A 12739-nucleotide genomic window follows, 5' to 3' on the forward strand; every position below is an offset into this window, starting at 1 on the left:
TCCATCGGTACATTTTGCTAGGTATGATATTTAATCTGCAAGCATTTACCGAGTAAAAACCAGTTATGACCCAGAACTACCGGATTACTCTACTCCCGGGCGATGGCATTGGCCCTGAAATTATGGCAGTGGCGATAGATGTGCTGAAAGTCGTAGGGAAGCAATTTGATCTGAAGTTTGAATTCCAAGAAGCCCTCATTGGTGGTGCAGCAATTGATGCTACAGGCGAACCCCTACCATCTGCCACTCTAGAGACTTGCCGTAACAGTGATGCTGTGTTACTAGCCGCCATTGGTGGTTATAAGTGGGATTCCCTGCCATCTAATTTGCGCCCAGAAGCAGGTTTGTTAGGACTACGTGCAGGTTTGGGATTATTTGCCAATTTGCGCCCAGCGAAAATTTTGCCCCAGCTAATCGACGCCTCGACTTTGAAACATGAAGTTGTGGAAGGCGTGGATATTATGGTGGTGCGCGAACTCACTGGTGGAATTTACTTCGGTAAACCTAAAGGGATTTTTGCCACAGAAACTGGTGAGAAACGCGGTGTAAATACAATGGTTTACACAGAATCAGAAATTGAACGTATTGGGCGGGTGGCCTTTGAAGCAGCGCAAAAACGTGGCGGAAAACTTTGTTCAGTAGATAAGGCGAACGTATTAGAAGTATCTCAGTTGTGGCGCGATCGCATCACCCAACTTAGTACGGAATATCCAGATATCGAACTCTCTCATCTATATGTAGATAATGCTGCTATGCAGTTGGTACGCGCTCCCAAGCAGTTCGATACCATCGTCACAGGCAATTTGTTTGGTGATATTCTCTCTGATGCTGCTGCCATGCTCACGGGTAGTATTGGGATGTTACCCTCGGCTAGTTTGGGCGCTTCAGGGCCTGGTGTGTTTGAACCAGTTCATGGTTCCGCCCCAGATATTGCCGGACTTGATAAGGCAAATCCTCTAGCACAGGTTTTGAGTGTGGCGATGATGTTACGCTACAGTTTTGACCAGCCAAAAGCAGCAGATCACATCGAACAAGCCGTATTGCAAGTTTTAGAGCAAGGCGATCGCACCGGGGATATAATTTCTCCTGGAAAAAATCTCTTAGGTTGCCGTGCTATGGGCAATGCACTGATTCTAGCTCTTGAAACAAAATAATTTCATTGTAATTAAGCATAGCGTTTGAGACCTCTACCTCCACAGGTAGCTAAGTTTTCAAGTGGGGTCTAAATCCCCTTTCTGTTACAAAATTACGAATTACGAGTTTTTAAAGTGCAACCTGGGCAATTTGGCAACCTTTGCTATAAGTTTCGGGTAGACTAGAGGGAAATCTAGCAATCAAAGAACAGTCGATAGTGCACGCATTACGACAAGGTCAAGTAAATTTTACCGCCCCGAAGAACCAATCGCCTTTGATTGATCCCGCTGTAATCAGAGCTGCTGGGCAGATATACTATACTCACTGTGAAGTACATCCCGAAATAGCTGGGCAACCTTCTGGTGTAGCAATTAATCGTGTAAATCATCGAGGTAAGGTTATTTTTACTAACCAACCAGTTCTCTTACCTCAAGAATGTTTTGTGCCCTTGAGTCAAATTGAATCGCATATGTATTAGTCAGGAGTCAAAAGTCAAGAGTCATTTAATTTTAGATTTTGAATTTTGGACTTTCTTGCGGAACGCTACGCGTAGCTTGCTTCCCCGTAGGGGTACGGCGTGAGCGCTCAGTCGAACGATTTTGGATTGAAAGGGAAATCTAAAATCTAAAATCCAAAATTGCCAGAATCGGGAGTCAATATTGATTAACTCTCGACAAAGGACAAAAGATAAACGACAAATGACACAGGACAATTGATAAAGGACTATATGGACATTTTGTTCGCCGTTTTGGCGAGTGTAATGGTCTTCGCTTTGGGTACATCTATTGGCAGTTTTATTAACGTTATTGTTTATCGGCTACCTGCTGGATTATCAATTCTTTGGCCGCCTTCTCGTTGTCCCCATTGCTTAAACCAGCTAAAAGCTTACGATAATGTACCAGTATTTGGTTGGATTTCGTTAAGAGGGCGGTGTCGATATTGCAAAAGCAAAATTTCTGTCCGTTATCCTGTAGTAGAAGGGGTAACGGGCATAATTTTTTTACTGATTTTTTTAGTATTTCAAGTTTCGACTTTAACAATAGGCTATTGGGCTTTTTGTAGTTGGTTATTGGCGTTATCGCTTATTGACCTAGATACAATGACTCTACCCAATCCACTTACTCAGTCGGGTTTGGTGGTAGGGATTTTGTTTCAAATGGTGGTTGGTTTTTTACCAGAGACTAGTTCGGTAACATTGGTAAATCACCTAATGATGGCGATAGTTGGTGCAGTATTGGGTTTATGGCTGTTTGATGCGATCGCCATATTGGGTTCAATTGCCTTTAGTAAAACTGCAATGGGTGCGGGTGACGCCAAGTTAGCAGCTATGATGGGAGCCTGGTTAGGCTGGAAATATTTGCTCTTGGCTAGTTTTATTGCCTGTGCGCTGGGAGCGTTAGTTGGCAGCGGTATTATTATGCGTAGACGTAAAGCCGGGACTCAAGAGACATCACGACAAAGGTTAGGACAAAAGATGCCTTTTGGCCCTTTTCTGGCTTTAGGATCTGTGATTACTCTGTTTAGCGGCGAAGCCATTTTGTCTAGCTACCTGCGGTTATTTTTTCCAGCCTCTTGAATTGGAGTGAGCATTCAGGAAGAGGCAGGGGGGCAGAGGGCAAGGGGGAGAATAATAAAATTATCTCTTTCTCCTCTACTTCCAGCAAGAACTGCCCCTCTGCCTCTTCCCAATGCCCTTACATAAGAAATATTTATAATTCATGACTGTAACCAGCATTACCCCATCTGCCCTTCATATTTTGATAATATTCAGCTTGTGACTTGTATTACCCTCTTAACGACGATTAACCGTTGGCAAGCACAACTAGTGCAATAGATGCTGGTTGCTTATAACCTAGCAATACGAATAATTGATTTGGGTAGGAGGGGAGAGCATCTTATTTGGAGGTTGGTATTCTCATGGCTTTGTCAGTACGTCCATATAATTAAGTCTGCTGAAATCAAGACTAAGAGACTTGTATTGGCATAAGTATTTTCGTTAAGCTGGCAACCAAAGATGAAAATTAAGGTCTGAATTGCTTAAAAGCGTAGTTTGACGATGTAGTCATGAGTCATTAATAAAGATAAATGACAAAAGACTAAGGATAACCCGATACGGTTTGACATGTTTTCGACCTCATACCCACTTAAAATAAAATAAAAAATGGCTAACAACGAAGAATCACGTGGTTTAAAGTCTCTATTTGATTGGTTTGCAAATCGACGAAAATCAGGATCTACCAGCCTTGAACGCCAAGAACGTGAAATTGCTGATGGTCTATGGAATAAATGTTCTAAATGCGGCGTATTGACATACACAAAAGACCTAAAAGCTAATCAGATGGTTTGTGTCGAATGTGGTCATCACAATCGGGTAGACAGCGATGAGCGCATCCGTCAATTGATAGATCATAATACCTGGAAACCGCTGGACGAGCATTTGCGTCCAACGGATCCGCTGGAATTTCGCGATCGCAAACTCTACAGCGATCGCTTGCGGGAAATGCAGGAGAAAATTGGCTTAATAGACGCGGTTAAAACTGGTTTGGGTCAAATCAATGGCTTGCCTATTGCCCTTGGGGTTATGGACTTCCGTTTCATGGGTGGTAGTATGGGTTCGGTCGTGGGAGAAAGACTCACTCGGATGATTGAGCAAGCCACTCAACGGCGGTATCCTGTAGTTATTGTCTGCACCTCCGGTGGCGCGAGAATGCAAGAAGGAATGCTCTCCCTGATGCAGATGGCGAAAATCTCCGCAGCCCTACAGCGCCATAAAGATGCCCGACTATTATATATTCCCGTTTTGACAAATCCCACCACGGGCGGCGTTACCGCAAGTTTTGCAATGTTGGGTGATATCATTTTGGCAGAACCCAAGGCAACCATTGGTTTTGCCGGTCGGCGAGTGATTGAGCAAACCCTACGCGAAAAATTACCCGATGATTTTCAGACTGCTGAAGATTTGCTTCTACACGGTTTTGTTGATGATATCGTACCCCGTACCCAATTAAAAAACACCTTAACCCAGCTGATTGCCCTACATCAGCCTGTACTAACAACACCTCATATGGTGTTGTGGGAAACAATGTCCTTGACTTCTACCGCAGCCGAATAGTCAAAAGTGAGCATCTAAAAGTCAGGAGTTATGAGTATAAAATTCATAACTCCTGACTTTTAACTTCTAACTCCTCACTCTCTCATCTTCCCGGCTCTTTGACAAAAAGCAGTGGAATAAGCGCTGCTAGTCGGAATAGACTAGAGAGGGCGAACAACCCCAGTAAGCCTCCAAACTGAGCAAATTGGATAATAAAACTGCCGATAGTTGTGCCCAAAGCACCACTCGCCCCAGCAACGGCAGCTGCGATCGCAAAATAGATAGACTGATTTTTATTTGGTGTGATCGCCAATTGTATATTGTTGCTGCACAAGTCAATCGCCGCCCAAGTCCCTCCACTCAAGATGTGTAACAGGGGTAACCACAACCAGATGTCAAGGCGATTAACACCAATCCCCAGCCACAGCAGTGGTGTGGCTGCAACCAAAATCCCAATACAAATGAGGATTGGACGATTGCCTATCTTGTCTGCTAATTTGCCCCACAGGATGAGCATCAGCAAAGTTGCCCCCGCCTGAAGGCTGTTGTAGATAGTCACGTAGCTCAGATCCAAATCCAGCCTGTCCAGCATGTAGAGCTTAAAAAAAGGCTCACTGAGGCTCACAGCAAGCGTCCAGAAGCTAAAATACAGCAGAAATCTCAAAAAGTTAGAGTTTTTCCAAAGACTGTCAGCTAATTGGTTTTGTGGTGGATGAATTGATTGAGCGACTTCAGAAGATTCATCTTTTGCAACCTCTGGCTGAATCTCACTTGCTTGAGGTAACTTGCCATAATAAGTGTTTTGCGATCGCGGATTCATATCCACTTGGAAATACTGACACCCTAATCCTATAATTCCAAACACGATGCCTACCAGCAAAATCACCCCATAGCCTTGTAGAGTTCCACCATCCCAATGTGATACAGCTAGACCGGCCATTGGTACGCAAACCAAATTCGTGAGGCTAGCAGCACTATTGCGTATGCCAAAATACCTGCCTCGCAATTGCCGGGGAACTATCATTGCTATCCAACTTAACCACGATGCCGTTCCTAATCCTCCTAAAAGATTGCTAAATAGGACAATCAAGAGTGTCAATATCACTAACTGGTCAGTATTAACCACTCCCCAGCTTACGCCTGCAATACTGATTACTAGAACCAGCCATAGCAGCCGACTAATTCCGTGTGTCCGAAGAGAATATTCAAATCGGCTGGTGCAGCGTTCAGACAAGTAAGCACCCAACGGCTGAACCAGATTGACCAACATGGGGATAGAGGACAGCATCCCAAAAACCACTGGACTAGCACCTAATTCCACCAAGAAATTGCTGAGTAAAATCCCGCCAGTTCCAAGGGAGTAAACCGCTGCTAAGACAGAATCTGTAGTGGAGGCTCTTAGACTTGTGCGAATAGTATCCTTGGGAATTCGAGAGGTTGGAGAGAATGCTGTTGGTGGTAAGGTAATCTGGGAAATTTCCAGAGTTAGTGGCACAGTTGTTTCAACCTGAACAAAATTCATAATGTATTGTTTATGAGTAAAACATTCTGATGTAAAACCGATTGTTGAGGAACTCAGTATGCTTTCATTAATATTTATGATAAGTTTTCATTATTTCAGCTGGCAATTTTCAACAAAAATTTCACATAAGTAAAATCTCACTCATTAATAACACAAGATAATAAGTAAGGTAGAGGAACTCAGTATGCTTTTATTAATATCCCTGATAAGTTTTCGTTATTTCAACTGGCAATTTTCAACAAAAATTTCACATAAGTAAAATTTCACTCATTAATAACACAAGATAATAAGTGAGGAGAGAGACTGTTATTTGTCTGTGATCAAGAAAAGATTATTGAATTTTTTGGGACTGGTAATGGCGATCGCAATCGCCATCATTGCTTGTCACAGTCTACAATTACCAAGCAAACCCTTAGCGTCTACCGCAGTCACCATTAAACTTAGTGGTTGGGGAGGTTCCCCTGTTGAGCAAAAACTTTTGAGACAGGTATTGCAAGACTTTGAGGCACAGCATCCAACTATTAAGGTGAAATATGAGGTAATCTCCGACCAATACATGGATGTAATCAAAACTCGTTTAGTTGGGGAAGCTGCGCCTGATGTCTTTTATCTGGATGCGCTGGAAGCTCCTTTCTTGATGAGTCAGAATGTTCTGGAACCGTTAGATGCTTACATCACTCCCGAATTTGACCTAACGGACTTTGAGGATACCCTACTCGACAGCTTCAAATACCAAAACCAGATTTACGGTTTTCCTAAAGACTATTCTACCCTTGCTCTGTTTTATAACAAAAAAGCATTCGCCGCCGCAAGCTTGAGTAATCCGCCAGCTACTTGGGAGGAATTACGTAACTACTCGAAACAATTGACAGGCAAAATTAACAAGTACGGCTTTGGAGAAATTCCCGAATTGGCGCGTCAAGCTTATAAAATTAAAGCCTTTGGTGGACAACTTGTTAATCAAAATGGTTATGCTAACTTTGCCAGTGTGGCAGGTTTGCAGGGTTTAGAGTTGGTAGTAGACCAGTATCAAAAAGACCACTCCTCTGCGCAAAAATCTGATGTGGGGACAAACTCAGGTAGTGAAATGTTTGGTCAGAGTAAAGTGGCAATGGTGATTGAAGGCAACTGGGCAATTCCCTATCTAACTGAAACCTTTCCCGAATTAGAGTTTGCTACCGCACCAGTGCCTACTATTAATGATAAAAAAGGCACGATGGTGTTTACTGTTGCCTATGTGATGAACAAGCAAGCACAGCACAAAGCCGAAGCTTGGGAGTTGATTTCCTATCTCACGGGTAAAGAAGGGATGCAGAAGTGGACAGGAAAAGGGTTTGCTTTACCAACACGTAAATCAGTTGCAAAGAATTTGGGCTACGACCAAGACTCATTGCGATCGCCATTAGTGGCGGGAGTTGATTATGCTACACCTTGGCAGGTAGCTAAATATCCAGGGGCGATCGTGAATAACTTTGATAACCAGTTTGTCAGCGCCTTACTTGGTCAACAACCATTAAATCAAGCGATGCTGAAGGCACAGAATGAAGCTAATCAGCAGATTAAGGCGATGGAATAAGCAATCTTTCTTACCTTTGCCAAATCACTTCTGAGTAGAAATTTGCGATCTCTTTATCGGCTGTAATTATTGCAGCTTGATTACTTCTGGCTAGTGCGCTGCGATCGCTCTTGGAACCAGTGCCAGGTATTGGAAAATCGCCAAGTGCAAGAGATTGCAGAAAAGTTTACTCGTGCCAATTGCTTCAAACGTTGAAAATTTGGTACAGAGTTTCGGGGTACAGGCAAAATCATCGACTGGAATGTTGAAGACCGCCTCGGTGAAATTATCGTGCCGACACTGCTACTTTCAGGTCGCTACGATGAGGTTACGCCTACTTGTGTTAAAACAGTTCACCAGGGTATTTCTGCCTCTGAGTGGGTGCTATTTGAAAATAGTTCACATATGCCTCATCTAGAAGAGACAAAACGATTCCTGCAAGTCTTGGGCGAATTTTTGAATCGTGTCGAAACAGCCTTGTAAAGGTGAGATTGTAAGTTGAGTCTCATATTTCTTAAAGCTAACTCTTCACTTATTCTGGAATTCTGGAAATTCCAAGTTCTGAACACGGAGTTTCGAGTTCTGAGCACGAAGTTTTGAAAAAAAAGCTTGGCGTTTCGAGTTCTGAGCACGAAGTTTCAAGTTCTGAGCATGAAGTTCCGAGTTCTGAACACGAAGTTTCGAGTTCTGAGCACGAAGTTTCGAGTTCTGAGCACGAAGTTTCGAGTTCTGAACACGAAGTTTCGAGTTCTGAACACGAAGTTTCGAGTTTTGAGCACAAAGTTTCGAGTTTTGAACACGAAGTTTCGAGTTTTGAGCACAAAGTTTCGAGTTCTAAACACAAAGTTTCGAGTTTTGAACACGGAGTACGATAAATAATCATGCACGACCCATCGCTACAGTCGGGTTAGTGCGAGATTAGGTGGAGGTTCAGTAGTGTTTGAAATCAGCAGGCGGCGGAGTAACCCCAGGTGGCAGATCACAGAAAACATGGCTGGGTATATGTTTATGATGCCTACCATTCTGGTCTTAGGAACTTTTGTAGTCTTGCCCATTCTCTACGCTGTTTTTCTTTCCTTGCAAAAAGTTCAACTCCTCGGCGGTATTGAGTACCAGTTCATCGGTTTTCGGAACTTTACACGATTAGCTGAAGATGAAAGGGTTTGGATTGCTTTGAGAAACACAGCAGAATATGTAGCTATTGTTGTGCCAATTCAAACAGTCCTAGCTTTAATTCTGGCGGTAACTCTGAATTCTGGAATTCGCGGTAAAAACTGGTGGCGCATCCTCTACTTTTTGCCCACAGTCACTTCTTCAGCAGTGCTGACGCTCATCTTTATGTGGATTTATAACACTAATGGCCTACTAAATGATTTTCTCGCTTTTATCGAGCTACCTACTTATAACTGGTTGGGTGACCCAGCAGTTGCGCTCAAAGGGATTATGATCATGAACATTTGGTCAACTGCGCCGTTTTTCATGGTGATTTATCTGGCGGCGTTGCAGGATATACCCCAAACACTTTATGAGGCGGCCCAACTCGATGGCGCAAATGGGTGGCAGCAATTTATCCACATTACGCTTCCCTTGCTGAAGCCTGTAACCTTCTTTGTGATAGGAATGGGGGTGATTGGCACTTTTCAACTTTTTGACCAGTCTTACATCTTTTCTGGCGGTACTGGCGGGCCAAACAACGCTACCTTAACTATGGTGCTGCTAATTTACCAAGCTGTGTTTCGGAATTTACAAATGGGATATGCAGCTGCGATCGCATTTTTGTTAACAGCAGTGATTATTGCCATCACTTTGATTCAGCGGCGACTTTTTGGAGGTGAACGAATTTGACTAACATCTCTGGCTTATCCTGGCTCAAAGTCTTGTTGTACGTCTTGCTGACACTCTATGCGATCGTCACCTTAATTCCCTTCCTCTGGGCACTTTCAGCATCATTTAAGCCGCTAACAGAGATTGTCAGTGGTGAAGCCAACTTTCTCCCCAAGAATTTTACTCTTGACAACTACAGGCAAATCTTTCTGCAAGAACCGCTGTTTTGGCGCTGGTTGTTCAACAGTGTGGTGATTGCCGTTAGCGTCACGCTTTTAAACTTGTTATTAAATTCAATGGCTGGTTATGCTTTGGCAAGACTGCGTTTTATAGGCAAGCGCTTTTGGTTCTTCCTAATCCTGGCAGTACTGGCAGTACCAGCGCAAATCACCCTAATTCCGACATTTTTGATTTTGAAAGCGATCGGCTGGCTGAATTCTTACCAAGGCATGATTGTACCTAGCATGGTCAATGCCACTTTTATCTTCATGATGCGGCAGTTTTTTGTTAATTTTCCTAAAGAACTAGAAGAAGCAGCTCAACTCGATGGCTTAAATACTTTTGGAATTTTCCGACATATTGTTTTACCTTTAGCAAAACCAGCACTAGCAGCACAGGCAGTTTTTGTGTTCATGGGGAGTTGGAATAATTTTTTACTGCCTATAGTTATCCTATTTGACCCAGAAATGTTTACTCTCCCTTTGGGGCTGAACACCTTCAAAGGTCAATATATCAGCTACTGGAACTACATTATGGCGGCTTCTATGGTCTTCACCCTGCCAGCTTTAGGCATTTACGCCTTTTTTAATCGTTACTTTATTCAAAGCGTTACCTTTACCGGGGGAAAGGGTTAATAGGCATAGGACATTGGGCATGGAGCATTGGAAAACTCTTCCCTACTCCCCCTGCTCCCCCTGCTCCCCTGCCCTCTTCCCCCTTCCGATCCCCAAACCGTATTTCGGGCAACAAATTGCACTCCTAACGTGATATTGGTATTACAGCGACTCAATCTCGATCTATCAGTAAACAAGCATTATGGGTTTTGTAGACCTATCGATCGCAGAGATAGCAGCCGACTACAGCATTCCTGTAGAAAAAGTGTTTTCTCTGTGCAACCAACTGGGAATTGCCTACAAACACCAAAAGACCCGTTTGGCGTTAGAAGATGCAAAGGCAATTATTTCCCAAATATCGTCTGAAATACGCCCAAAAGGTACCAGCAACTTGGTGGGTGATAACGAGATCACCTGAAGGGTTATCTCGGACTTTGGCTAATCACTGATAGCTAATGACAAAAAACAATGAGTCATTAGCAATTAGTAGCTTGGAGATTGAGAATCGCTTTCTTAGCTGTGTTGAGCGTCAAAATTTTTAAGGGGAAACATGTTTAGAAGACTAATTGGCGTTGTTGTGGCTACTGTTTTACTCACGTTTGGGTTGATTGTCGGTAGCGCGACAGCAGTGGAACTGGACAAAGCTACCCGAACAGTGCCATTAAATACTGAAGGTGAAACCACCGTACTTAGCCTAAAACAAGTCAAAGAAGGCAAACGCTTATTTAATTACGCTTGCGCCCAATGTCATGCTGGGGGAGTTACCAAGACAAACCAGAACGTGGGACTTACTCCAGACGATCTGGCATTGGCAACACCCAACCGTAACAACGTTGAAGGCTTGGTGGATTACCTGAAAAATCCCACTACTTACGACGGGGAAGAAGAGATTTCCGAAATACACCCCAGTATCAAAAGCGCAGATATTTTCACAGCAATGCGAAATCTGACGGATGATGACTTGGAGGCGATCGCCGGTCATATTCTCTTACAACCCAAAATCGTTGGCACTAAGTGGGGAGGCGGAAAAATCTATTACTAAATCCCGTAATTAGTACTGAGTCATTGGGTATTGGGTACTGGGGATTGGGGATTGGAGAGAATTCAGTCCCTAGTCCCTAGTCCCCAATCCCTAGTTTTCACCAAAGTTTAGCTGCTTTCCTTCTCACCGCAGCACAAAATGTTCCTGGTTGCTGCACAAAAAATTTCTGAAAAGTCAAGATATTCCTAAAGAAAAAATAAAAATCTTTTGTTTGACAGTTTACCTTTATTTACAGTCTTTTTGGGCGATCGCAGTCTAGTATTTATTACTGATTGCACAGCTTTTGGCAATAAATTGCTGCCCATTCTTAAAAAAAAAATTGTATCTATGACAGATTGTCATATTTGGTGTTGATTTTATTTAAAATGAGGAAAGGAAAAAATTATTTGTTAGGAGAGAGCCATGAAATTGATTTCAGCAAGCTGGCGACGTCTTGGTTTAACTGTGTTGACAATCCTTTTAGTTGTTAGCAGCTTTGCTGTTTTTACTCCCAGTGCTTCGGCTGAAACCTACCAGGTGAAATTGGGTAGTGATAAAGGACTGCTAGTATTTGATCCGAAAAAGTTGACCATTAAACCAGGTGACACAATTGAATGGGTGAACAACAAAGTTCCTCCCCATAATGTTGTGTTTGATCCTGCCAAAAACCCCGCTAAAAGCAAGGATTTAGCAGCATCTCTGTCTCATAAGAAGTTGCTCATGAGTCCTGGTCAAAAGGAAACAACCACCTTCCCCGCAGACGCAGCTGCTGGTGACTACACCTTCTACTGTGAACCTCACCGTGGTGCTAACATGGTTGGTACAATCACTGTCCAAGGCTAGAAATACCAACCTTTGACACAAAATGATTTCTCAGTGAAATTAGCTCATAGCAACACGCCACACTTCTAGAGTGACGCACAAAATGCATAAATGGCGGTAACGAATCCTATCCTCCCTTAAGACGCTAAACAACCAGTGGCGATGGAGGTGTGAACTCGTTACCGCCACTTTTGATCAAATTTGACTTAATCAGGGATTAATCACGTTTATACTCTTGCTGGAGGCTTGTTGCGAGGAAATACTGTTGAGAATACTTTTATTAATCCTACTGTTAGCGATCGCCCAATTCAAATTGACATTCATTAGTCCAGCACTAGCTGCCGAAACATCTAACGGTGCTAAGATTTTCGAGGCTAACTGCGCTTCTTGCCATATAGGTGGCGGTAATATCCTTATTAGCCAGAAAACCTTGAAAAAGGAAGCATTGTCAAAGTACCTAGAAAATTATGATCGTGACTCAATCGAGGCGATTATCCACCAAGTGCAAAATGGAAAAAATGCCATGCCTGCCTTTAAAAGCAAGTTAAGTCCTGAAGAGATTTTGGAGGTAGCTGCTTACGTTTTTCAGAATGCAGAACAAGGCTGGTAAAGTAGGAATACCGTTTAGTTCTTGTGGGGTGGGTGTCTTTGCCTACCTTTAATTATTGGCAGACGAGACGCCCACCCCACAACATTAGAAAATTTATTTGTAGAAAATCCCTGAGTGCATTTCCTTCTAAGGAACTTCAAAGTTTGCTATAAGTAGCTAGGCGTGTTTATAGTCAGTTAGCGCGGTCTTCTCCCTACAGCCCTTTGGGCATCTTACGGCAGGCGTTAACCTCTCATACCAAGTTGCCAAAGATAGTATTGTTACATTCAGTTATATTGAACAGAGCCAAGAAAATCCGACTTCTCCCTTAACAGTTAGGGGGTTATT

At 43.1% G+C, this 12739-nt stretch carries 14 protein-coding genes; 13 read left to right on the plus strand and 1 reads right to left on the minus strand.

The window, feature by feature from the left end; all coding sequences use genetic code 11:
• Positions 1-65 precede the first annotated feature (65 nt).
• The 4 genes from leuB to accD all read left to right on the plus strand — a co-directional run bounded on the left by leuB (position 66) and on the right by accD (position 4246).
• The gene (leuB, locus tag V7K40_RS25275) at positions 66-1154 is read left to right on the plus strand and encodes a 3-isopropylmalate dehydrogenase (RefSeq protein WP_334964592.1); all 1089 of its coding nucleotides are present in this window, start codon (positions 66-68) and stop codon (positions 1152-1154) included.
• A 197-nt stretch (positions 1155-1351) separates the two neighbouring features.
• Entirely contained in the window at positions 1352-1612 is a 261-nt protein-coding gene (locus V7K40_RS25280; RefSeq protein WP_334964594.1) for a hypothetical protein, read from the plus strand.
• A gap of 249 nt (positions 1613-1861) precedes the next feature.
• Positions 1862-2710 (plus strand): A24 family peptidase, encoded by an 849-nt coding sequence (locus V7K40_RS25285; protein ID WP_334964596.1) that lies wholly within the window; start codon positions 1862-1864, stop codon positions 2708-2710.
• A 585-nt stretch (positions 2711-3295) separates the two neighbouring features.
• A complete protein-coding gene (gene accD, locus V7K40_RS25290) occupies positions 3296-4246 on the plus strand; it encodes an acetyl-CoA carboxylase, carboxyltransferase subunit beta (protein WP_334964598.1) in 951 nt (316 codons plus the stop codon).
• A gap of 82 nt (positions 4247-4328) precedes the next feature.
• Here the strand turns inward: accD and V7K40_RS25295 are convergent, their stop codons facing one another.
• Positions 4329-5747, minus strand: a complete 1419-nt coding sequence (locus V7K40_RS25295; protein WP_334964600.1) for an MFS transporter — start codon at positions 5745-5747, stop codon at positions 4329-4331.
• A 355-nt stretch (positions 5748-6102) separates the two neighbouring features.
• On the opposite strand from V7K40_RS25295, the gene V7K40_RS25300 reads away from it, so the two are divergent.
• The 9 genes from V7K40_RS25300 (at position 6103) to V7K40_RS25340 (ending at position 12412) form a co-directional block, all read left to right on the plus strand.
• Positions 6103-7323: an ABC transporter substrate-binding protein gene (locus V7K40_RS25300; protein ID WP_334964633.1), complete on the plus strand. Its 1221-nt coding sequence runs from the start codon at positions 6103-6105 to the stop codon at positions 7321-7323.
• A 69-nt stretch (positions 7324-7392) separates the two neighbouring features.
• Positions 7393-7518: a hypothetical protein gene (locus V7K40_RS25305; protein WP_334964602.1), complete on the plus strand. Its 126-nt coding sequence runs from the start codon at positions 7393-7395 to the stop codon at positions 7516-7518.
• 75 nt (positions 7519-7593) lie between these two features.
• Positions 7594-7785, plus strand: a complete 192-nt coding sequence (locus V7K40_RS25310; RefSeq protein ID WP_334964604.1) for a hypothetical protein — start codon at positions 7594-7596, stop codon at positions 7783-7785.
• Positions 7786-8238: 453 nt separating this feature from the next.
• Entirely contained in the window at positions 8239-9147 is a 909-nt protein-coding gene (locus tag V7K40_RS25315) for a sugar ABC transporter permease (protein WP_334964605.1), read from the plus strand.
• Positions 9144-9980, plus strand: a complete 837-nt coding sequence (locus tag V7K40_RS25320) for a carbohydrate ABC transporter permease (RefSeq protein ID WP_334964607.1) — start codon at positions 9144-9146, stop codon at positions 9978-9980. Before V7K40_RS25315 ends, V7K40_RS25320 begins: the two co-directional genes overlap by 4 nt.
• A 181-nt stretch (positions 9981-10161) precedes the next feature.
• Positions 10162-10377 carry a hypothetical protein gene (locus V7K40_RS25325; RefSeq protein WP_334964609.1) on the plus strand — a complete coding sequence of 72 codons (216 nt, stop codon included), beginning with the start codon at positions 10162-10164 and terminating at the stop codon, positions 10375-10377.
• Between the two features lie 132 nt (positions 10378-10509).
• Positions 10510-11001 (plus strand): photosystem II cytochrome c-550, encoded by a 492-nt coding sequence (gene psbV, locus V7K40_RS25330; RefSeq protein ID WP_334964611.1) that lies wholly within the window; start codon positions 10510-10512, stop codon positions 10999-11001.
• A 402-nt stretch (positions 11002-11403) separates the two neighbouring features.
• On the plus strand, positions 11404-11823 hold the full coding sequence (gene petE, locus V7K40_RS25335) for a plastocyanin (protein ID WP_334964613.1): 420 nt from the start codon (positions 11404-11406) through the stop codon (positions 11821-11823).
• A gap of 244 nt (positions 11824-12067) precedes the next feature.
• The gene (locus V7K40_RS25340; protein WP_273765975.1) at positions 12068-12412 is read left to right on the plus strand and encodes a c-type cytochrome; all 345 of its coding nucleotides are present in this window, start codon (positions 12068-12070) and stop codon (positions 12410-12412) included.
• The last annotated feature ends 327 nt before the right edge of the window (positions 12413-12739 follow it).

Origin of the sequence: Nostoc sp., from assembly GCF_036917195.1 — a bacterium.
Taxonomy (GTDB): Bacteria; Cyanobacteriota; Cyanobacteriia; order Cyanobacteriales; family Nostocaceae; genus Nostoc.